25 protein-coding genes are annotated in these 20,582 nt (G+C 65.5%); 11 read left to right on the top strand and 14 right to left on the bottom strand.

Features of this window, described 5'->3' with window-relative positions:
* The first annotated feature begins 21 nt into the window (after window positions 1-21).
* On the top strand, window positions 22-555 hold the full coding sequence (locus ABQF30_RS28375; protein WP_448470174.1) for a hypothetical protein: 534 nt from the start codon (window positions 22-24) through the stop codon (window positions 553-555).
* Here ABQF30_RS28375 and ABQF30_RS28370 read toward each other — a convergent pair.
* Window positions 552-1,013 carry an SRPBCC family protein gene (locus ABQF30_RS28370; protein ID WP_448470172.1) on the bottom strand — a complete coding sequence of 154 codons (462 nt, stop codon included), beginning with the start codon at window positions 1,011-1,013 and terminating at the stop codon, window positions 552-554. The two genes, ABQF30_RS28375 and ABQF30_RS28370, sit on opposite strands and share 4 nt — an antisense overlap.
* Window positions 1,014-1,049: 36 nt before the next feature.
* Window positions 1,050-1,475 (bottom strand): DUF6188 family protein, encoded by a 426-nt coding sequence (locus ABQF30_RS28365; RefSeq protein ID WP_448470170.1) that lies wholly within the window; start codon window positions 1,473-1,475, stop codon window positions 1,050-1,052.
* Window positions 1,476-1,554: 79 nt separating this feature from the next.
* Between ABQF30_RS28365 and ABQF30_RS28360 the strand changes: the two genes are divergently transcribed.
* The 3 genes from ABQF30_RS28360 (at window position 1,555) to ABQF30_RS28350 (ending at window position 3,948) form a co-directional block, all read left to right on the top strand.
* The gene (locus tag ABQF30_RS28360; RefSeq protein WP_448470474.1) at window positions 1,555-2,430 is read left to right on the top strand and encodes a TIGR03854 family LLM class F420-dependent oxidoreductase; all 876 of its coding nucleotides are present in this window, start codon (window positions 1,555-1,557) and stop codon (window positions 2,428-2,430) included.
* A gap of 104 nt (window positions 2,431-2,534) precedes the next feature.
* A complete protein-coding gene (locus ABQF30_RS28355) occupies window positions 2,535-3,053 on the top strand; it encodes a protein disulfide oxidoreductase (protein WP_448470168.1) in 519 nt (172 codons plus the stop codon).
* Between the two features lie 7 nt (window positions 3,054-3,060).
* Window positions 3,061-3,948 (top strand): cytochrome c biogenesis CcdA family protein, encoded by an 888-nt coding sequence (locus ABQF30_RS28350; protein WP_448470166.1) that lies wholly within the window; start codon window positions 3,061-3,063, stop codon window positions 3,946-3,948.
* Here the strand turns inward: ABQF30_RS28350 and ABQF30_RS28345 are convergent.
* The gene (locus ABQF30_RS28345; protein ID WP_448470164.1) at window positions 3,890-4,219 is read right to left on the bottom strand and encodes a hypothetical protein; all 330 of its coding nucleotides are present in this window, start codon (window positions 4,217-4,219) and stop codon (window positions 3,890-3,892) included. The genes ABQF30_RS28350 and ABQF30_RS28345 overlap by 59 nt on opposite strands.
* Before the next feature lie 16 nt (window positions 4,220-4,235).
* Window positions 4,236-4,478: an Rv3202a family protein gene (locus ABQF30_RS28340; RefSeq protein ID WP_448470162.1), complete on the bottom strand. Its 243-nt coding sequence runs from the start codon at window positions 4,476-4,478 to the stop codon at window positions 4,236-4,238.
* A 143-nt stretch (window positions 4,479-4,621) separates the two neighbouring features.
* On the opposite strand from ABQF30_RS28340, the gene ABQF30_RS28335 reads away from it, so the two are divergent.
* A complete protein-coding gene (locus tag ABQF30_RS28335) occupies window positions 4,622-5,509 on the top strand; it encodes a cyclopropane mycolic acid synthase family methyltransferase (RefSeq protein ID WP_448470160.1) in 888 nt (295 codons plus the stop codon).
* Window positions 5,510-5,521: 12 nt separating this feature from the next.
* Here the strand turns inward: ABQF30_RS28335 and ABQF30_RS28330 are convergent, their stop codons facing one another.
* Window positions 5,522-5,950, bottom strand: coding sequence for an acyl-CoA thioesterase (locus tag ABQF30_RS28330; RefSeq protein WP_448470158.1), 429 nt, complete (start codon window positions 5,948-5,950; stop codon window positions 5,522-5,524).
* A gap of 119 nt (window positions 5,951-6,069) precedes the next feature.
* Between ABQF30_RS28330 and ABQF30_RS28325 the strand changes: the two genes are divergently transcribed.
* Entirely contained in the window at window positions 6,070-7,020 is a 951-nt protein-coding gene (locus ABQF30_RS28325; protein WP_448470156.1) for a threonine ammonia-lyase, read from the top strand.
* On the opposite strand, the gene ABQF30_RS28320 is transcribed toward ABQF30_RS28325, so the two are convergent.
* The gene (locus ABQF30_RS28320) at window positions 7,017-8,471 is read right to left on the bottom strand and encodes a peptide MFS transporter (protein ID WP_448470154.1); all 1,455 of its coding nucleotides are present in this window, start codon (window positions 8,469-8,471) and stop codon (window positions 7,017-7,019) included. The two genes, ABQF30_RS28325 and ABQF30_RS28320, sit on opposite strands and share 4 nt — an antisense overlap.
* On the opposite strand from ABQF30_RS28320, the gene ABQF30_RS28315 reads away from it, so the two are divergent.
* The 3 genes from ABQF30_RS28315 (at window position 8,470) to ABQF30_RS28305 (ending at window position 11,548) form a co-directional block, all read left to right on the top strand.
* On the top strand, window positions 8,470-10,017 hold the full coding sequence (locus tag ABQF30_RS28315; RefSeq protein WP_448470152.1) for a DUF7159 family protein: 1,548 nt from the start codon (window positions 8,470-8,472) through the stop codon (window positions 10,015-10,017). The genes ABQF30_RS28320 and ABQF30_RS28315 overlap by 2 nt on opposite strands.
* Window positions 10,018-10,039: 22 nt before the next feature.
* A complete protein-coding gene (locus ABQF30_RS28310; RefSeq protein WP_448470150.1) occupies window positions 10,040-10,642 on the top strand; it encodes a Pr6Pr family membrane protein in 603 nt (200 codons plus the stop codon).
* Window positions 10,643-10,768: 126 nt separating this feature from the next.
* Window positions 10,769-11,548, top strand: a complete 780-nt coding sequence (locus ABQF30_RS28305; protein WP_448470148.1) for a L,D-transpeptidase — start codon at window positions 10,769-10,771, stop codon at window positions 11,546-11,548.
* Here the strand turns inward: ABQF30_RS28305 and ABQF30_RS28300 are convergent.
* The 3 genes from ABQF30_RS28300 to ABQF30_RS28290 all read right to left on the bottom strand — a co-directional run bounded on the left by ABQF30_RS28300 (window position 11,532) and on the right by ABQF30_RS28290 (window position 13,760).
* Window positions 11,532-12,185 (bottom strand): sterol desaturase family protein, encoded by a 654-nt coding sequence (locus ABQF30_RS28300; RefSeq protein ID WP_448470146.1) that lies wholly within the window; start codon window positions 12,183-12,185, stop codon window positions 11,532-11,534. The two genes, ABQF30_RS28305 and ABQF30_RS28300, sit on opposite strands and share 17 nt — an antisense overlap.
* Window positions 12,185-12,904, bottom strand: a complete 720-nt coding sequence (locus tag ABQF30_RS28295; protein ID WP_448470144.1) for a FadR/GntR family transcriptional regulator — start codon at window positions 12,902-12,904, stop codon at window positions 12,185-12,187. The genes ABQF30_RS28300 and ABQF30_RS28295 overlap by 1 nt, the downstream gene beginning before the upstream one ends.
* Window positions 12,905-12,968: 64 nt before the next feature.
* Window positions 12,969-13,760: a helix-turn-helix domain-containing protein gene (locus tag ABQF30_RS28290; RefSeq protein WP_448470472.1), complete on the bottom strand. Its 792-nt coding sequence runs from the start codon at window positions 13,758-13,760 to the stop codon at window positions 12,969-12,971.
* A 90-nt stretch (window positions 13,761-13,850) separates the two neighbouring features.
* Between ABQF30_RS28290 and ABQF30_RS28285 the strand changes: the two genes are divergently transcribed.
* Window positions 13,851-14,207 carry a hypothetical protein gene (locus ABQF30_RS28285; protein WP_448470142.1) on the top strand — a complete coding sequence of 119 codons (357 nt, stop codon included), beginning with the start codon at window positions 13,851-13,853 and terminating at the stop codon, window positions 14,205-14,207.
* Here the strand turns inward: ABQF30_RS28285 and ABQF30_RS28280 are convergent.
* Complete coding sequence (locus tag ABQF30_RS28280; protein ID WP_448470140.1) at window positions 14,146-15,420, bottom strand: cytochrome P450; 1,275 nt, start codon at window positions 15,418-15,420, stop codon at window positions 14,146-14,148. The genes ABQF30_RS28285 and ABQF30_RS28280 overlap by 62 nt on opposite strands.
* Window positions 15,421-15,703: 283 nt before the next feature.
* On the opposite strand from ABQF30_RS28280, the gene ABQF30_RS28275 reads away from it, so the two are divergent.
* On the top strand, window positions 15,704-16,027 hold the full coding sequence (locus ABQF30_RS28275; RefSeq protein WP_448470138.1) for a dopamine receptor D4: 324 nt from the start codon (window positions 15,704-15,706) through the stop codon (window positions 16,025-16,027).
* Window positions 16,028-16,030: 3 nt separating this feature from the next.
* Here ABQF30_RS28275 and ABQF30_RS28270 read toward each other — a convergent pair whose 3' ends face one another.
* The 4 genes from ABQF30_RS28270 to ABQF30_RS28255 all read right to left on the bottom strand — a co-directional run bounded on the left by ABQF30_RS28270 (window position 16,031) and on the right by ABQF30_RS28255 (window position 20,567).
* On the bottom strand, window positions 16,031-18,256 hold the full coding sequence (locus ABQF30_RS28270; RefSeq protein ID WP_448470136.1) for a molybdopterin-dependent oxidoreductase: 2,226 nt from the start codon (window positions 18,254-18,256) through the stop codon (window positions 16,031-16,033).
* Window positions 18,253-18,843: a TetR/AcrR family transcriptional regulator gene (locus ABQF30_RS28265; RefSeq protein ID WP_448470134.1), complete on the bottom strand. Its 591-nt coding sequence runs from the start codon at window positions 18,841-18,843 to the stop codon at window positions 18,253-18,255. The genes ABQF30_RS28270 and ABQF30_RS28265 overlap by 4 nt, the downstream gene beginning before the upstream one ends.
* Before the next feature lie 118 nt (window positions 18,844-18,961).
* Window positions 18,962-20,092: a nitronate monooxygenase gene (locus ABQF30_RS28260; protein WP_448470132.1), complete on the bottom strand. Its 1,131-nt coding sequence runs from the start codon at window positions 20,090-20,092 to the stop codon at window positions 18,962-18,964.
* 109 nt (window positions 20,093-20,201) lie between these two features.
* Window positions 20,202-20,567: a VOC family protein gene (locus ABQF30_RS28255; RefSeq protein ID WP_448470130.1), complete on the bottom strand. Its 366-nt coding sequence runs from the start codon at window positions 20,565-20,567 to the stop codon at window positions 20,202-20,204.
* Between the last annotated feature and the right edge of the window lie 15 nt (window positions 20,568-20,582).

Below are 20,582 nucleotides of genomic sequence, written 5' to 3'. Positions count from 1 at the left end.
CACTGCACCAGGAGGTTGTGGATGAGTTCCAAGACGACACTGTCGAAGTTCGTGGCGGCTACGTTGACCGTCGGCGCGCTCGGATTCGGTGTCACGGCGTTCGGTAGCCCGGCAGCGTCGGCAAGCCCTATCGCGCCGGCCCCGCTGAAGCCCGGGCATGACAACGACGGTTGCTTCCCGTTCTGCGACGGGGGGCCGGGCCGCGACTTCGACCGGGGACACGACCGAGGAAACGACCGGGGACCGGGCCGCGACTTCGACCGAGGACACGACCGAGGACCAGGCCGCGACTTCGACCGGGGACCGGGCCGCGATCATTGGGATGACAAGGGTCCGTGGTGGGCCAACAACCGCCACGACTGGTGGGATGACCGCCGAGGCGCGCCGCCGTGGGGTTGGGGACCGCCGCCCCCGGTGCACTGGAATGGACCGCTGCCGCACTCCATCAACTACTGGGGGTACAACCTGAATCCCGTCTGGGACAACGGTTTCCGCCAGTGGGGTGTGTGGTTCTTCGGCGTCTGGGTTCCGATTTTCGGCGTCGGATTCCGTTAAACCGCGTCGGACTCCACGACTGCCTTGATGCGTTCGAGCGTCTTGCGCATGTCGCGGATGTTGCGTCGTTTGCGCAGCGGGCCGGCCACCGCCCAGAACAGCCGGTTCGGCACCGACGCACTGAGTCGGAAGGACTCGGTGACGTCGGTGCCGTCTGCGCGCGGTGTGAACAGGTAGTGCCAGTTGTTGATCGGCTTGTCACCGAGCAACACCGCGAAGCCGAACTCTCGGCCGGGTTCGCATGCGGTGACCCGGCATGTCGTCCAGTAAACCGGCCCCATCTCGTTGCGCTTGACGTGGCCGCGGAAGCGGGCGCCCATCGCTGGTTCGGTCGCCCCGTCGAGCCACTCGGCTTCCATCACCTCGGGCGAGAAGCGGCCGGTGTTGCGCACGTCGGCGACCAGATCCCAGATTCGTTCGGCCGGTGCCGCCATGGACACCGTCACTGAAGCATGCATGCGGTCACACTATGTGTGAACCCGTCGGAACGACGCTCAGCCGCTTTCCCGCTCATCGAGTTCAGCATCCTCAACGTCGTGCCGCACGACGCGGACGCGGCCGTGCGGCAGGCACGCGGCGTAGCCGTGGTACTTGCCGTACAGCTCCCACGAGGTGTGGCGTTCGTCAGCGCGCACATCGATCCGGTGCCCGTCGGAGAACCGCAGATGCAGCCCGCCCTTGTCATCCCAGTCGGCGTAGGTGCAACGTTGGCCTGCGAAGTCGAACAACGGTCGAACTTCATTGCGCAACGCTTTCGGGTCGATCGGCACCACTTCGGATTCGTTGTGGCCGATGGCCGGCAGGGTCAGGTCGAAAGGCACCGAGACGACGACTTCGTTGTAGTCATTCAGGTTGAGGACCAGCCCATCGTGAAATGAGATCCGCTGGACCAAGCAACCTTGAATCCATTGTTCGGTCATTTTCTAACTGTGAACCTCGGACAGACGGGGCACAAGAGGCGGCCGAAAGGCGTTGGGAGTCGGTATGGCACTCGAAGCTATGAAAGTCCGGTTCGGCGTGGGACTCGGCGCGGACACCGGCCCGGCCGAGCTTGCGGGCATCGTCGATCAGCTGGAGAACACCGGAATCGACTCGCTGTGGTTCTCCGAACTGGTCTACACATCGGCGGTGGATCCGTTCGTCGGAATGGCCTATGCCCTGGCCCGGACGACGCGGTTGAAGGTGGGCACCTCGGTGGCGATCCTGCCGGGCCGCCATCCGGTGCTGGTGGCCAAACAACTGGCATCGCTCGCCGCGCTCGCGCCCAAACGGGTGCTGCCGGTGTTCGGGCTGCATTCGGCGCTGAGCGCCGAACGCGACGTCTTCGTGGTGCCGGACAACCGTCGTGGGGCGGTTTTCGACGAATCACTACACCTGCTCAGGTCTGTCCTGCAGCAGGAAGAAGTGTCGTTCGACGGAGAGTTCTTCACCGTGCAGTCCGCTCGGGTCCAGCCCGTGCCCGCCCAACCCATCGACATCTGGTTGGGTGGCTCGGGGCCCGCCGCGCTCTCACGCATCGGCCGGTACGGCGACGGTTGGCTCGGCAGCTTCCTCACCCCCGACGAGGCCGCCCGCGCGCGACAAGCCATCGAGCGTGCAGCTGCCGCAGCGGGTCGGGCGATCGAACCCGACCACTACGGCATCAGCCTTGCGGTCGGTGACGGAGAGCTGCCCGACGAGGTCCTCGATGCGGTGCGCCGCCGCAGGCCCGACGTGGATCCTGCCGACCTCGTCGCCGCGGACTGGCCGGCGCTGCACCGCCAGCTCGATGGGTACCTGGCGGCCGGTCTGACCAAATTCGTCATCAGGCCGACAGGGCCGGTCGATCGATTTCTGGAGCGGTTCGCCGCCGAACTGCTGCCCCGGCAGAACTGAAGTCGTGGCAAATCCCGCACCGATGAACTCCAACGTGCCTACCGTCGTGTTATGGGGTGTGCGGTACGCACGCGCGCTACACCCTGAGCAAAGGAGATGGTGCCATGAGGATCCGAATCCGGCGGAAACCCAAATCGTTGACCTTCGGCCTGGCCGGCGTCGTGGCCACGGCCGCGGTCGCCCTGACACTGGTTGCGGCGCCCACCGCGGTCGCCGACGACCGGTTGCAGTTCACCGGCACGACGCTGTCGGGTGCGTCGTTCGACGGCGCGAGTCTGGCCGGCCGGCCGGCGGTGCTGTGGTTCTGGACGCCGTGGTGCCCCTTCTGCAATACCGAGGCGCGTTCGGTGAGTCAGGTTGCCGCAGCCAACCCGCAGGTCACCTTCGTCGGTGTGGCGGCCCGCTCCGACGTCGCGGCGATGCAGAGCTTCGTCGACAAGTACAACCTGAACTTCACCAATCTCAACGACGCCGACGGATCCATCTGGGCCCGCTACAACGTGCCGTGGCAACCCGCCTACGTGTTCTACCGACCGGACGGCTCCTCGACGTTCGTCAACAACCCGACATCGGCTATGCCGCAACAGGAGTTGGCCGGCCGGGTGGCCGAACTGAGCAGCTAGCACCGGGGTGGAGCACGATCTGCTGGGGCTGGCGTTCGGAGCCGGACTGGTCGCTGCACTGAACCCTTGTGGATTCGCGCTGCTGCCCGGATATCTCGCCCTGGTGGTGCGCGGTGGCGCCACGACGGGAGGGTGGCGGGCGCTGACTCGCGCATTGGGCGCCACGATCGCGATGGCCGTCGGATTCATCGCGGTCTTCGGCACATTCGCGGCCCTCACAGTCGCCGCCGCGAGCACCGTTCAGCGTTATCTGCCCTATGTGACGGTGGTGATCGGGCTGACCCTGATCGGGCTCGGATGCTGGTTGCTGGCCGGACGACACCTCGGTCTGCTCATCCCGGGTGCATTGGCCCACAACGCCCGTTGGGCGCCGACGGCCCGACTGGGCTCGATGCTGTCCTACGGCGTCGGCTACGCACTGGCCTCGTTGTCGTGCACCATCGGCCCGTTCCTCGCGGTGACCGGGGCGGGGCTGAAATCGGACACGCCACTGCACGGAATCGCCGTGTTCTCCGCATACGCCGCAGGGTTCACCCTGATCGTCGGTGTGCTGGCGGTCGCGGCGGCGTTGGCCAGCACGGTCGTGGTCGACCGGATGCGCCGAATAGTCCCGTACGTCAACAGGATCAGCGGCGCGTTGCTCATCGCGGTCGGCGTCTACGTCGGTTATTACGGGTTTTACGAGATCCGGCTGTTCACGCTCGACGGCAGTCCCCATGACCCGGTGATCGCCGCCGCCGGCCGGATACAGGGTGCGCTGGCCGGCTGGGTCCATCAACACGGCGCCTTGCCGTGGCTGCTGGCTCTGCCGGTGCTGGTTTCGCTCGGTGCTGCGGTCAGGTTCGCCGCGAGACATCGCCGCGTAGATCCGGCCACGGCGGACGACGCACCATAGCCAGGGTGGCCAGGGTGGCTGCCGCCAGGCCGATCAGTTCGCCCAGCAACGCAATCCGGGTGGAGTCCACCGCGGCCACCCAGGTGGGTTTGCCGTCCTTGACCACGAACACCCCGAGCGGTCGGGCGACGAACCGGCCGCTGTCGGGCCGGTGCCGGATCTTGCTCACCGGAATGACCGTGGTTCCGTCGGGCGTCACATACGGCTCACCGAACACCCGGGACGGATCTGCATCGGAAGGCAGACGCTCGAGTGCCTCGGGTAACCGCATGTGGAGTCCTTCCTGGTCAGCGTTCGAACGCGAGCTCGTCGTCGAGCGGCACGACCATCGCTTGTTCCAACAGGTCTGCCTCGTCGGCATCCGCCGACGGCGAGATCCGTGTCAGGACTGGGTCCAGCGCCGCCTCGTCGTCCTCGTCAACCGCGACCGGTATGAGCTGTTCGACCGCGTCGGCTTCGGGCGCGAAATCATCGAACGAGTGATCGTTGGCCTGCATCATGTCCTCCGGCTCGGTCGGTAAACCGATCATCGACGATTGTCCTACCTATGAACTGGGGATTCAACGTTCTCAGCTACGTGGGGTAATCTCCGAACTCTGTGCTATATCGACGGGGGAGTGTTCCCTGGCAATTGGGGAACTCCAGTAAGCACCATCACATGTCAGAGGCTGCCGTGCCAGATAAAACCGCCGATGTCGTGGCTCTCACACCGCGCTTCGATGATGTCCAATCACACTACGATCTGTCCGACGAGTTCTTCCGACTCTTCCTCGATCCGACCCAGACCTACAGCTGTGCGTACTTCGAGCGTCCGGACATGTCGCTCGAGGAAGCGCAGATCGCCAAGATCGACCTCTCTCTGGACAAGCTGGGTCTGCAGCCGGGTATGACGTTGCTCGACGTCGGCTGCGGCTGGGGCGCGACCCTGCGCCGCGCGATCGACCGCTTCGACGTCAACGTCGTCGGCCTGACACTCAGCCGCAATCAGCAGGCGCACGTCCAGCAGACGTTCGACGCGCTGACCACCCCGCGGTCGCGTCGAGTGTTGCTCGCGGGTTGGGAGCAGTTCAACGAGCCGGTTGACCGCATCGTCTCGATCGGCGCGTTCGAGCATTTCGGCGCGGACCGCTACGACGACTTCTTCCGCATGGCCCATTCCGCACTGCCCGATGATGGCGTGATGATGTTGCACAGCATCACCAAGCCCAGCGCCGCGCAGATGGAAGAGCGCAAGCTGCCGCTGACCATGCGCAAGCTGCGATTCTTCAAATTCATCATGGACGAGATCTTCCCCGGTGGTGAGCTGCCGTACGTCGCACAGGTCGAGGAGCACGGGCAGCGGGCGGGTTTCCAGGTGAACCGCGTCCAGTCGCTGCGGCCGCACTACGCGCAGACGCTGGACATCTGGGCCGCTGCTCTGCGGGCGCGCCGGGCCGACGCAATCGCGCTGCAGTCCGAAGAGATGTATGAGCGGTATATGAAGTACCTGACCGGCTGCGCCGAGCTGTTCCGTGAGGGCTACACCGACGTCTGCCAGTTCACGCTCGTCAAGTCTCGGTGACGCAGCGGCGGTTCAGTAGCCCACCAGGGCAACGGAATTGAGTGCGCTGCGGAGTGGTTCGGGGACTGCCTGCTTGGTCCAGTCGGCGGTCGAGACCACCACGTAGATGTTGCGGCCGCGCACCGTGGGCCGTTCCGGGGTGTCAGGGTTGGCGCCCAGCACCGTGAAACCCAGAGTGAAGCTGGTGGTGCCGATGTGCTCGCAGGTCACCGCGACCCGCACGGCGTCGCGCCACCGCACCGACGCCAGGTAGTCGATCTCGCTGTGGACCACCTGCACGTCGTAGCCCGAGGCGATGAGGCCCGGGTAGCTCACCTGCAGGTGGTCGAGCAGCCCCGAGAAGGCTTCGTCGAACCACGTGAGGTAGTGGCCGTTGAAAACGACTCCCTGCTGGTCGATCTCGGCGTAGCGCGGAACGATCGGAAAGCTGAACCCGCTCACGTAATCATCCTCCGATTCGACGCGTTGTCGCTCCACGGTAAGTGATCGCGGGGCGGCCACGACGTTACTGATTGCGGGCGCATTTTGACCGCCGGACGCGACAGGTGAGACTGGACGTCGTGAAACTGGTGACCATCGACGATATCGGCGATGCGGCGCAGCGTATCGCCGCCGATATCGTCCGTACCCCACTGCTGCCCGCCGGTTGGGGAGACCCGGACCGTCCGCTGTGGCTGAAGCCGGAAAACCTGCAACCGATCGGCGCGTTCAAGATTCGTGGCGCGTTCAATGCGCTGGGCCACCTCGATCCCGACATCCGGGCGAGGGGAGTTGTGGCGTATTCGAGCGGGAACCATGCACAGGCCGTCGCTTACGCCGCGGCGGCCTACGGGGTGTCGGCCCACATCGTGATGCCGGAGGAAACGCCCAACATCAAAGTGCAGGCCACCCGCGGACACGGGGCGCAGGTGGTGCTGTGCGGCGCGGGCCGGCGCGAGCAGGTCGCTGCCGAATTGGTGGAAAGTACCGGGGGTGTGCTGATACCGCCCTTCGATCACCCGGACATCATCGCGGGCCAGGGCACCATCGGCCTGGAGATCGCACAGGACCTCGCCGATGTCGCCGCAGTTCTGATTCCGGTCAGCGGTGGCGGCCTGGCATCTGGAATCGGCACCGCGATTCGCGCGTTGTGCCCGCAGGCCAAGGTGTTCGGCGTCGAGCCCGAACTCGCGGCCGACACCGCCGAGGCTCTGTCCGTCGGTCACCGCGTGGAATGGCCGGTGGCTCAACGTAACCGAACAATCGCCGACGGACTGCGCTCGACACCGTCGGAGCTGACCTTCGCTCATCTGCAACGCGTTCTCGACGATGTCATCACGGTCAGTGAGGATGAGATTCGCTGCGCGGTAGCAGAATTGGCAAACCGCGCACACCTGGTATCCGAGCCCAGCGGGGCGGTGGCGCTGGCCGGCTACCGCAAGGTGGTGGCTCCCGCCGGGCCGACGGTTGTCATCGTGTCCGGTGGAAACATCGAGCCACCGCTGCTGGCCGACATCCTGTCGGGCGGTTAATGCACGCCTTCCATCAGGCGCGAGATCCGTGGTGACAACGCGAACACCACCAGGCCCGCGACGATGGCGACTACTCCAAGGATTCCGAAGTAGGCGAACTCGTGTGCCGGGTCGTAGCGCTGGGCCAGGACGCCGGACATCGCGGTGCCCAGGCCGACCGAGAAGAAGTACAGCGCCATCATCTGCGCCCGGAATGCTTCTGGCGCAAGCTTTGTCGTCACCGACAGACCGATCGGTGACAGCAGCAGCTCCGATATCGCGAACACCGCCATGATGCCGGCCACCAACAGCGCGGGCACGGCTTTACCGGTGGTGCCTGCCATCGGCAGGAACAGCAGGAACGCCGCGCCCATTCCGATGACGCCGTAGGCGAATTTGCGCGGGGTGGTCGGGGCGCGTTTGCCCACTCGGGTCCACAGCATCGCGAAAAGCGGTGACAGCACGATGATCCAGACCGGCTCGATGGAGCCGATCCAACTCGACGGTGCGGTCCAGCCGAATATGGACCAGTTCATCCGCTCGTCGGAGTACACGGCCAGCACCGTGAAGATCTGCTGGAACAGCGACCAGAACACCGCGTTCGCGATGAACAGTGGGATGAACGCGCGCACCCGGGTCTTTTCCACGGTAGTCACCTTGGCGCTGGTCAGCATCACCGCGAAGTACATCAGTGAGGCCAGCACGATCACCCCGGTGGTGACTTGGGACAAGTTCGCCAGCGTCACCAACCCGGAAAGGAAACCGGCCGCCACGATCAGCGCCAGTGCAACGACGGCACCGACCACTTTACCGATTGCGTTGGACGGCAACGGGTTCGCGACGATCCGGCCGTGGGAACCAAGGTTGCGCCGGAACACCACGTACTGGGCCAGGCCCAGGGCCATGCCGATTGCTGCAGCACCGAACCCGTAGTGGAAGCCGACGCGGGTCTGAAGCAACCCGGTTATCAGGGGACCGACGAAGGCGCCCAGGTTGATGCCGAGGTAGAACAGGGTGAAGCCACCGTCGCACCGCGGATCGTCCTTGGCGTAGAGGGTGCCCAGCAGGGACGAGGCGTTGGCTTTCAGTGCGCCTGAGCCGAGCGCGACCAGCACCAGGCCGATCCCGACGCCCCCGAGTCCCGGAATGAGGGCCAGTGCGATGTGGCCGGCCATCACGACGACACCGCCGTAGAACACGGTGCGTTCCATTCCCAACAATCGGTCGGCGACCCATCCGCCCAACACTGTTGACAGGTAGACCAACCCGCCGTAGGCCCCGACGATCCCGGTGGCGGTGCTCTGCGGTAACCCCAGGCCGCCGTCGGTGGCCGTGTAGTACAGGTAGTAGCCGAGGATGGTGAGCATCCCGTAGAACGAGAACCGTTCCCAGAGCTCCACCCCGAACAGATTGGCCAGCCCGATCGGATGGCCGAAGATCGTGCGCTGGGGTGCGTCCTGCACTGCCGCCATGCGGTCACCCTGCCACGCCGGTGGCCGCCCGCGTGGAATTTCGCCCGTTCGTCGGCAAACGGATGCCCGGCTGTGTCCACTGCGTTCTGTGGCACAGCACATTTGGCCGCGCCCGTCACCGCGGCGCAAGGTGTACTTGTGGTCGAGGGCACCGGTAATGTCACGTCCGAACAGGTGGACGACGGCCACAATTTTCAGGTCCGCGGTCCTTGGCGATGCTCCGGCGGACCACCGTTTTCGTGGCCACAGCTCCGAGGGGGTGCATGTGGACGCGGTGCTCGGCGTCTGTATGACCCCGTCCACTGTCGGCTTCGTCCTGGTCGAGGGCCAGGGGGCCGATGGCGCAACCATCGACCACGAAACGTTCGACATCGCCCGTCTCGAGCTGTCCCAGGAAACCGAGGTTCGCGATCGGATTGTCGCCGCAGTGGCACGGGCCGCAACTGTCGCCGCTGATCAGGGCTACTGCTTGCGCTCCATCGGGGTCACGTGGTGCGACGGTGCCGATACCGAGGCAACCCGGCTGCTGGAGTCCCTGGCTGATGCCGGCTTCCCGGATGCCGTGCCGCTTCAATTTCGGCAGGCTACCGATGCCCTGGCAGGTGGGATCGCCGACGTCGTGGGCTTCGACACCACCGTGGTCTGCGTCATCGAACCCGAGGTGGTGCTCGCCCTGACGGCGAGCCCCGGCGACGCACCGGTGCAGACTGCGGTGATGCACGGCATCGAAACCGTGCCGGAGCTGACGGGATGGCTCGGTGACTTCTTCCATTCAGCGGAGCGAGGGCCGGACGCGCTGGTGGTTGTCGGCTCGGCAGTCGACTTCGATGCGTTGATGCCGAAACTTCAGGCGGCGCTGGGTATTCCGGTGTTCACACCCGCCGAACACGGCATGGCGCTGGCCCGGGGAGCGGCACTGGCTGCAGCAGGAGGGGGTCGGTCGGCGTCCATGGCGGCCACCACCGGCATGTTGCGGAGACGCTGGACCGCAGCCGAACTCGTTCCGGCGGCGATGCTGGTGGTCGGCATGGTGACATTCGTCATCTCCCTGTCGCTGGCGATCAGTCAGCACGGTGCCCCCCAACAGGAGTCGGCTCCGCGGGAGTCCCGTCCGGTGGTCAGTACCACCGGGGCGCCCGCTGCGGTACGCCACGTACCGCCCGTGGTGATTCCGGCACCTCCCGTTCCTGAACCGGTGCAAGAGATTCCGCCGGTTTACAGCGAGCAGCCGACAGCAATACCAGTCGAGACCGAGGTACCGGAGTTCGTAGTCGAACCTGCCCCGACCGGGATGCCGGCCGACGCCGGATCACCGGTGCCGACCGCCGTTGCGCCAATAGTCCCGCCTCCGCCTGAGATCCAGGCGGTCCCGCAGCGGAAACCGGGGTTGCTGACTCGAATCCGTGATCGCCTCCGCGGCGAACCCGTTGTGCCTGGCCAACAACCGGTTGACGGTATGGCACCGCCACCGGGGGTCGCACCGCCACCCGGTGTCGCACCGCCACCGGGGGTCGCTCCGCCAGAACTGTTCCCGCCTCCGCCCTGAGTGCTCGGCTATTCTCGATTCGGTGAATGCAGCGGCGGTACGGACAGTACTGCGGATCGGGATTGTCGCCGCTGTGGTGCTGGCCGTCGTTCTGGTCGAGTTGTCAACCCGATCCGGTGTGGCGTGGCGCCTGATCACATTCACATATCAGGCCAATCTGCTGGCAGCGGCGTTCTATTCGTGGACCTTGGTCTCGCGGCACGCCGATGCCAAGGCCGGGCTGCGCGGCGCTGTTGTCCTTTACGTGTTGGTGGCGGGCGTGATCTGGAATCTCTTTCTCACCGACGTCAGCATGGGATACACGCCGGCGAATTTTCTTCTGCATGTGCTGGTACCCATTCTCGCCGTCGGAGAATGGCTGCTGGCGCGTGGTGTACAGGGCGCTATCCGGTGGTGGCAACCACTGAGTTGGCTGCTCTATCCGGTTGCGTACATCGGTCTCGCGTTGCTGGTGCTCAGCAGTGGACGACGCCGCGTGCCGTATTACTTCCTGGATCCGGGCGCTGTCGGCAAATGGGGAGTGCTGACCAACGTGGCGCTGCTCGGGCTGGTATTCGTAGTCTTCGGATACGCACTGATGGCGCATGCCCGCAGTTCGGCAACGGTACCGGTCGACGCCGGATGAAACGTTCTGACATGCCGAGTCGATGAATTGACCATGGGCTACTCACGTCGTCGTTCTGTTGCCGCAGCGGCGGGCCCTGACCTGCGCCTAACCGGTGCCACCGCGACCACGACCTACACTGGAGGAATGCTGAGCACTCAATGGCCTATACCCGGATCCGTTCGCGGCTCGGTACTGAAGGTGTTTGCGGTGATCGGTGTAGCTGTTGTCGCGCTCGCCACGTCGGTTAACGTCGCGGCGGCCGCCGTGAGCACCGGCCAATCGGTTGCGGAGATTACTCCGGCGGCGGGCACGGTGGTCGGCGTCGCGCATCCTGTCACGGTGACGTTCACCGCGCCGGTCACCGATCGCCAGGCGGCCGAGCGCAGCTTGCGTATCACCTCGCCGGCCACCCCCACAGGTGAATTCACCTGGCTCAGTGACGATGTCATGCAGTGGTCGCCTGAGCAGTTCTGGCCCGCCCACTCGAAGATGTCGGTGACCGTGGGAGGAGCCAAGACCAGTTTCGAAACGGGTTCCGAGGTGCTCGGGGTCGCTGACATCGACGCCCACACGTTCACCGTGAGCATCGACGGCGAGGTGATGCGCGAAATGCCGGCGTCGATGGGTAAGTCGAAGTTCCCGACACCACGGGGGACTTTCACTGCACTCGGCAAAGAGCCTGTCGTGGTGATGGATTCGCGGACCATTGGCATTCCGCTCAGCGATCCCGAGGGATATAAGCTCACCGTCTACGATGCGGTGCGGGTGACCTGGGGCGGAGTGTATGTGCACGGCGCACCGTGGTCGGTGGGGTCACAGGGCTATGAGAACGTCAGCCACGGGTGCATCAACCTGAGTCCGGACAACGCGTCCTGGTACTACGACACGGTCAGTGTGGGCGACCCGATCATCGTGCAGTCGTAGTCGCATGCAGGTTCTTGGCTGTCGGTGACGTCCGAATCGATGCCGGGTCGGGGCACGTGCCCAGGACGCGGTCGGCGGTACCCGAGCTGGTGACCGTGAACCAGTAGTGTTCGTTCTTGTAGTGGTGTTGACGGTGGTTGCGCCAGATCGCGCGGTACACAGCGGTTCTCGGCTTGTAGTCGCTATGGATGAGGTAATGGCACCATTCGTAGCCCAGGCCCAGCACGGTCAGGAACGCCAGGAACGTCAAGCCCAGGCCGAGGCGTGGGAAGGCCAGCAGCGTAATCACAACCGCGGCAGGAAGAATCCACAGCAGTGCCCGCCAGGGGATGAATATCAGCGGTATGTCGCGCGGGTCGACATGGTGTCGACGGTGGTCGCGTGCCAGTATCGAATCGATGGTGATGGGGCCGAAAGTCCTTGGCCTCCAGTGCAATATGAACACGTGAATGATCCATTCGAAGAAGGGGAACACGGTCAGCATCAGCACGGGTACCACCGCGTCGCTCAGCTGCCAGTCCTCGGTCGCCACCCGGGCGCTCACCGCGATGACCAGTGTCACACCGATCATCCACGGGGAGGGGTGTCTGGTGAATTCCCGTGCAGCGTCGCGCAACGTGAAGTCCTTGTGCGCCATCAGCTTTCCTCCAGCGCTGTCAAGGCGCGCAGCAGCGCTCCGGTAGCAGGCTCGAGCAGATCCTGGGCAGCCTGCCGGGCCGTGGCGGGCTCGCCGGCCGCGATGGCAACGGCGAGGCGGCGGTAGGCGGCGGGCCGGCCGACCTCCTCGGCCATCATGGTGGCCAAGGCAGGCAACGCCGGTTCGTAGGTTTCGCGAAGAGTGTTGTACATCAACCGGAATGCGATTGAATCCGCGCCGTCGACAACGTGATCCCAGAACATCATCGCGTGCCGCTGCAGTGCGATCGGATCCTGCTCGGTCTCCAGTGCGCGCAGCTCGGCTTCCAATAGCTCGACTAGGTCCGGTTTCCGGCGCAGGGCGGCCAGCTCGGCGACCTTGGGTCCGTTGTGCAGTCGGGTTTCCAGGATGCTGCGCACCACGGAGACGTCGAGTTCGCCCGCGTGGAACAGCAGCCGGGGGAGCAGATCCAGACCGGCATGCCGGCGGAAGTCGCGCACCGTCGTCGCGTCGCCTTGGCGCACCTCCACAAGGCCGGCCGCGGTAAGGCGTTTGATCGCCTCCCGTACCGCGGGGCGCGATACCCCGAGGACCTCCGCGAGCTTGCGCTCACTGGGTAGCGACTCGCCGGGTTGCATCTCACCGCTGAGCACCTCGGCGACGATCTGCTCGAAGACGTCCTCGGGCACAGATCGGCGGTTGACCGGTTGCAGGACCATGCGCCTATCGTGCCGCGGGAGCGGTAAGAGGTCAAGTGGTAAGACCAATTCACTTCTGTCTGCCTCAACGCAACGCGGCGGCAGTCCGCTCGTCGGCCGGCAGGAAGGCTTCGATGCTCAGCTCCGCGGCGGTGAGATCGAGTGCGGTGCCGAATGTCGTCACAGTGCTCAGGAAGGTCAACGTCTGGCCCTCGGGAGTCGCCAGCTCCAGCGGTACCACCACCCCGCCGAGGTCGCGGATCGGCTCCAATCCGCCGGGGTAGGACTCGATCTCGGCCAACAGCTCGGCGAGCTCAGCGGAACCGCTCACCGACACCTCGCGCCGCAGCCTGCTGATCAGATGGTGACGCCATTCGGCCAGGTTCCGGATTCGCGGCGCCATGCCGTCCGGATGCAGGGTGATGCGCAAGGCGTTCGGCCGGGCCAGTAGGTGCGGGGCGACGCCGTCGAGCATGAGTGCGCTACCGGCGTTGGCCTGCAACAAATTCCATCCGCGGTCGACCACCACGCAGGGAAAAGGGTTGTAGGCCTCCAGCACCCGGCTGACCCCTTCCCGCACGGGACCCATGTCGGGGTCATCGATAGCCCGCTCGGCGTACACCGGAGCCAGGCCGGCCGCCAACAGAAGTTGATTCTGTTCGCGCAGTGGCACGTCCAGCGCCTCGGCAAGGCGCAGCACCATCGCCCGGCTCGGCACCGACCGGCCGGTCTCGATGAAGCTGACGTGGCGGGCCGACACGTCGGCCTCGATGGCCAGATCGAGTTGACTGATCCGCCGACGCTGACGCCACTCGCGCATGAGCGAGCCGATGGACGTCTGAGTTGCTGCGCTGGTCACAACCCGAGTGTCGCCCATCGGGTGCGGGACGGCCACTACCTGACAGGTAATTGCACCGGTTACCCCGACGCGCGACGGTGAAGGCGTCGACGAGTAGAGGAGACGACGATGCAACGGGTACAGCAGGCAGGCAGTCCGGTTCCCCGCTGGCTGCGGTTCGTGATGACAGCTGATCGTGCCGGTTCGGCGTGGTACGTCGGAATGGGCTTCTTCTTCGCGCCGGTGCTGGCGATCGTGTCACCATGGCCCACGCTGACCACGGTCCTGTGGATCGTGATCGCGCTGGCCGGGCTGTGGCTGGGAGTGCTCGGCATCGCGATGGCCACCGGTCTGGCGATGGTGCTGCGGTCGAACACCGAGATCGGTGAGGACTATTGGCGTTCCATCATCGACTATCCGAGCACTAGTGCACGACAGGACATTTCGCGCCGGCATCGCCCCGGTAATCGACCTGCCAGTGTTTGATGCCGTTGAGCCAGCCCGACCGCAGCCGTTCCGGTTCGGACAGCGGTGTCAGGTCGGGCATCTCATCGGCGATCGCGTTGAACATCAGGTCGATCGTCATCCGCGCGAGATTGGCGCCGATGCAGTAGTGCGCACCAGTACCGCCGAAGCCCACGTGCGGGTTGGGGTCGCGCAGGATGTTGAAGGTGTACGGGTCGTCGAAGACGTCTTCGTCGAAGTTCGCCGAGCGGTAGAACATCACCACCCGTTGCCCCTTCTTGATCGGCACCCCGGCCAGTTCGGTGTCTTCGAGTGCGGTGCGTTGAAACGACGTCACCGGCGTGGCCCACCGCACGATCTCGTCTGCTGCGGTGGTCGGCCGCTGTTCTTTGAACAACTCCCACTGGTCGGGGTGGTCGGTGAAGGCCATCATGCCCTGGGTGATCGAGTTGCGGGTGGTCTCGTTTCCGGCCACTGCGAGCAGGATGACGAAGAACCCGAATTCGTCGTCGGAGAGCTTGTGGCCCTCGACATCGGCCTGAACGAGCTTGGTCACCAGGTCTTCACCGGGGTTCTTGGTGCGCTCGGCCGCCATCTGCATGCCGTAAGTGATCAACTCGACCGACGCGCTGATGGCGTCGTTGGTCGCGAACTCCGGATCTTGGTCGCCGACCATCTGATTGGACCAGTCGAACAGCTTCTTGCGGTCGTCCTGGGGCACGCCCATCAGGCCGGCGATGGCCTGCAGCGGCAGTTCACACGACACCTGCTCGACAAAGTCTCCGGTGCCCTCGGCGGCGGCGGTCCGCACGATGTTGTGCGCCCGCTCGGCCAACTCGCCGCGCAGGCGTTCGACCGCTCGCGGCGTGAAGGCCCGCGAGATGATCTTGCGCAGATGCGTGTGATGGGGCGCGTCCATGTTCAGCAACACGAACTTGCCCTGGTCGATCTGCTGCGGGACCGTGCCCTCGCGGTAGCGCGGCAGAGCTGTCTTCTCGAGGCTGGAGAAGACGTCGCTGCGGACCGATACGTCTTTGACGTCCTTGTGCTTGGTGACGACCCAGAATCCGCCGTCGTCGAACCCGCCCGTTCCTACCGGCTGTTCGTTCCACCAGATCGGTGCCAGCTTGCGCATTTCGGCGAGTTCCTCGACGGGCAGCCGCTCGGCATAGATGTCGGGGTCGGTGAAATCGAAGCCGGGTGGCAGGTGCAGGGCGGGATCGATGACGACCACAGGGTGTCTCCTCGGTACGGCGTCTAGTTCGCGTAACCCATTGCTACACCACGAAACGTTCTGTTCGCCGCGGGTTTCGGAAACTCCCGAAAACTTCCAGCGCGATGTACTGACACGTGTTCCACTGGATATGCCAGGAACACATCCGCCACAGGTGTAACACGAAGGCCGGGTCCGCAGAAGTACCCGTTAAGCCTGAGGAAAGGGGATCGCGGTGCTCAGTTCGGTTATCAGAAGCGCAGCAGGCGTCGCCGCCTGTTGCGGTGCGAGTCTCGCCGTCCTCGTGGCGGCCCCGTCCGCCGTCGCCGATCCGGCACCACCGCCGCCCGGACCGGCGGTTGGCGAGCCGGCTGGGGACACTCCAGAGGGCACACCGCACCTGGCGAGCCCCGACAACCTTCCCCCGGGTACCAGCGATGTCCCGGTCGGACCCCAGCAGGGCCGTGGGGTGTCTTATCTGCGCGACATCTGGCACGCCATGCAAACCCAGGACGTCACCTTCAACGAGGCGCTGTTCCTCCTGGCGCAACGCCCGCTCGACCCGGCTGCGCCGCCCCCGCCCGGGCTCGCGCCCGGACCGCAACCGGCGCCACCGCCCGCAGGCTGACGGCTATACCCGTTCGATACGGGCCGGGACGTGCTTGTGCCACGGCGTTCCGGCGTAGGCGTCGCGCCATTCGGTCGAGGTGAGCGCATTGGGCGCCACGCCGCGCACCCGCACCGCGTCGCCGTCTGGGTGTTCCAGGCCGTAGCCATTGGGCAGCGAGGCATGCCCTGGCAGCATCGCTTCGCTGATCTCGACGCTGGCCTCGGCGCGGCCCGCCGCGGTGGTGACCAGGGCCCGACCACCATCCACGAGCCCCAGTTCGCGCGCATCCTGCACGCTTATCCGCAACGCGCCGTCGGCATCGCGTTTACGCCACGCGGGATCGCGCAAGATGTCGTTGGCGGTGTAGGCGCGGCGTTCGCCCGCGGACAGCACGATCGGATACTCGCGGCTGGTCAGCGGCGGCCGGTCGGCACGCAGGGCGGCAATCTCGTCGAGCATCTCGGACATCTCGAGGGCGATCTTGTGATCGGGGTGGCCGATCAGGGCGAAATCGTCGGCGTACTCGTGGACGGTGAAGGTCACTCCCGACGGATTCGCCAGGATCGCCTCGAACAACGCGTTGCCGTCGGCATGCCCGGCGCGGCGCACGGCGTCCGGATAGGTCATGGCCGCCTTCTGGGCCAGGCCCCAAAGCGCCGCCGCACCGGCCAGTTCCTCGGGCAGCGTCGCGCCAAGCGTCTCGTACAGCACGTAGGGCAGCACCTTGGTCAGAGCCGGGTTGGCCGCCACGGTGGCGAGGAACTCCGCGGAGAACGCTTCCAGCCCGTTCTCGGCGGCCTTGCGAAGCGGGCGTAGTTCGGAGTCGTCGACGACTCCCAGCGCGCGCACCAATCGCGCCCAGATCTCGGGTTCCGGCAGCGTTCCCTCCAGCGGTTCGAACAACCGGTGCCGCAGATGGAACGTGTTGTGAGGGAATTCCAGGTTGAAGAACGTCGCTTCGGGCTTCTCGAACTGGGTGGCCGCGGGCAGGACGTAGTGGGCGAGCTGAGCGGTCTCGGTCATCGCCACGTCGATGACCACCAGCAGCTCGAGTTCGGTCAACGCGGCGCGTACGGCAGCCGAATCGGCGATCGAATGCGCCGGGTTGCTGCTCTCGACGATCATCGCGCGGAACCGGTCCGGGTGATCGGTCAGGATCTCCTGCGCCACCACGTTGCTGGGCACCAACCCGGCGATCACCGGGGCGCCGGTGACGGGGGTGCGTCCGACACCGGCCTTGCTGAACAGCGGTGCGAACGACGAATGCAGGTGCTGGGCACCGCGTTTGGCGAAGTTGCCGGTGAGGATCCACAGCAGCTTGTTGAGATACGAGCACAGTGTGGAGTTGGGCGATTGCTGGACACCGAGATCCTCGAACACCGCGACGCCGGCGGCACCGGCGATCCGGCGAGCCGCGGCGCGCACCAGTGGCTCGTCCACCCCGCAGCGGCGCGAATAGTCGGCGACATCGACCTCGCCCAGCACCTCCCGCACCTTATCGACCCCGGTGACGTGCTCAGCGAGAAATGTCTCGGCACAAAGGTTTTCCTGAACCAGGACGGCCGCCATTGCCGCCAGGCACCAGGCGTCGGTACCAGGCCGGACCCGCAGGTGGTAGTCGGCCATCTTGGCGGTGTCGGTGACAACCGGGTCGATCACGATCATGGATCGGCCCGGATCGTTGGCGATCTCGTTGAGCACCACCCGTGCTCGTGGGAAACTCTGCGACATCCACGGGTTCTTGCCGACGAACACAGACACCTCGGCGTGCTCGAACTCTCCTCTGGTGTGCCCGCCGTAGAGGTGGGCGTCTACCCAGGCCTCACCGGTCTTCTCCTGCGCCAAGGCATTCGAGCGATACCGCGAACCCAGCGCCTTCAGGAATGCCCCGCTGTAGGCGCCCCCCAGATGGTTGCCCTGGCCGCCGCCACCGTAGTAGAAGACCCGTTCGCCGCCGTGGCTTTCGGCGATCCGGCGCAAACCCTCGGCCACCTCGGTGATCGCGGTGTCCCAATCGATCTGCTCGTAGCTGCCGTCGGACCGCCGCCGCATGGGAGAGGTGAGACGGTTGGCGTTGTTCTGATAGTGATCGAGCCGCAGAGCCTTGTTGCAGGTGTATCCGCGTGATGCCGGGTGTTGCTTGTCGCCGCGGATCTTGGCCAGTGTGCGGTCTTGGACCTGCACGACGATGCCGCAGTTGCACTCACACAGGATGCACGCAGTCTGTTGCCATTCGTCAACGGTCACTCTGATGTCCCTTCTCGGCCACGAACTGCTGCCGTCAGCTGTTCACGGAGCTGACGATGGACCAGGTCGAGTGGTTTGACGTCGCGGGTGGCGCGCGCGACGACGACCGCCCCTTCGATGGCCGTGGTCATCAACATGGCGAGTTCCTCGGCGCGTTCGGCTCGGACTCCGTCGTCGAGCAGGCGGCGGGTGATCTGTCCGGTCCAGCGGTCGAACGCGGCGGCGGCCCGTTCCTGCACCGGACCGGGGACGTCTGCCTGCGGATCGCCGGCCTCGACAGCGACGGCGACGACGGGACACCCGGCCCGGAAGTCGCTGCCGCGGAGTTGTTTACCGAATCCGGCGATCATCCCGTCGAGCAGTTCGAGGGCACTGCGGGCCTTGTCGAGCCGTGCGGCCACCCGGTCACTGGCGTAATCGATTGCCTCGCACAACAGTTGGGTGCGACCGCCGGGGAAGTAGTGGTAGGCCGAGCCGCGAGGCGCACCGCTGTGCGCCAGCACGTCGGCAATCGCGGTCGAATGCGCGCCACGTTCCCGGATCAGCAGCGCTGCGGAGACCACCATGCGGTCGCGGGGACTGGTCACCCTGGCACCCTTCGTCGGTTATGTATGCAACCATACATAACCGAAAGCCGCGAAAACAACGCAATGGTCGATTCCTCGCAAGGAATCGACCATTGCGTCGTTTTCGGAGCTCTTCGGCTTACACGCCGGCAGCCTCGTTGAGGTTGTTGAGCGTCGAGGTGGCGTCGAGGTACTCCTGCACCCAACGCTCGATCACCGCAGAGGTCTTCTCGACCTTGCTGAACTGCCCGACCACCTGACCCACCGGGTTGAACGCGACGTCGACGCTTTCGTTCGGATACTTGTGGGTGGCCGCCACGGCCATCCCGGACACCATGTACTGCAACGGCATGCCGAGCGGCTGCGGGTTGTCCGGGTTCTCCCAGGCCTCGGTCCAGTCGTTGCGCAGCATGCGGGCCGGCTTACCGGTGAACGACCGGCTCCGGACGGTGTCACGGCTGGTGGCCTTGGCATACGCGGCGTGCTGCTGCGCGGTGTGCTCGGACTCCTCGACCATGACCCACTGCGAGCCGGTCCAGGCACCCGCGGCGCCCAACGCCAGGGCCGCCGCGATCTGCTGACCGCTGCCGATTCCGCCTGCGGCGAGCACGGGGACCGGAGCCACCTCCTTGACGACCTGAGGCCACAACACGATCGAGCCGACCTCACCGCTGTGACCGCCGGCCTCACCGCCCTGGGCGATGATGATGTCGACGCCGGCATCGGCGTGCTTGCGGGCCTGCGACGGCGAGCCGCACAGCGCGGCCACCTTGCGCCCGGCCTCGTGAATATTCTTGATCATGTCGGCCGGTGGCGTTCCCAAGGCGTTGGCGATGAGCGTCATCTTCGGGTGCCGCAGCGCGATCTCCACCTGCGGGGTCGCGGTGGCTTCGGTCCAGCCCAGCAGCTGGAGCGCGTCATCGTCACTGTGGTCGACGGGCACACCGTGGTCGGCGAGGATCTTGCGGGCGAAGTCCAGGTGTTCCTGGGGCACCAGGGACTGCAGCATGCCCTTGAGCTCGTCGGCGGACATGTTGGCGTCCATGCCCTCGTACTTGTTCGGGATCACGATGTCGACGCCGTAAGGATGGTCGCCGATGTGCTCATCGATCCAGTTGAGCTCGATCTCGAGCTGTTCGGGACTGAAACCCACGGCGCCCAGCACGCCGAAACCGCCGGCCTTGCTGACGGCGACCACGACGTCACGACAGTGGGTGAACGCGAAAATGGGGAACTCGATGCCGAGCTCGTCGCAGAGGGCGGTGTGCATACCTGCTCCTTCATTGGGCGGTGCGGGCCGAAGTCATAGCCGGATCGGAATTGGAACGTGTTCTAGTTTAGTACCCCTAGGAGGGTTCGCGGGCCCGGACCCGGGGGAATCAGGTCAGATCCTGGACGAAGGACACTTCGTTGCCGTCCGGATCGGTGACATCGAGGATGGCCACCATATTGGCGACGACCATTGGTTCTCCCACCTCGACGCCATAGTCGACCAGCGCCGTCATCGTTTCGGGGAGGTCTGTGACGCCGAACCGCACCGCCGACCGTCCGGCCCGGTCCCCGTCGGTGGCGAGCTGCAGCCAGGCGGTTGCGGTCAACTGCCATTCGGCGACGCCCTCGACAGGCTGCAGATCCGGATCCCGGCCGATGATGCGGGAGTACCAGGCGAGCGCCTCGCCGAACCGGCTGGTGGCGACCACGGCGGCGATGTCGTTGACCACGATGTCCTGCGGCGTTGCAGCCATAGGTCATTCTTAGTC

The sequence above is a fragment of the Mycolicibacterium sp. XJ870 genome, from assembly GCF_053483975.1.
Note: the sequence above shows the minus strand (reverse complement) of the source record. Positions and strands in the feature narration are given on the sequence as shown.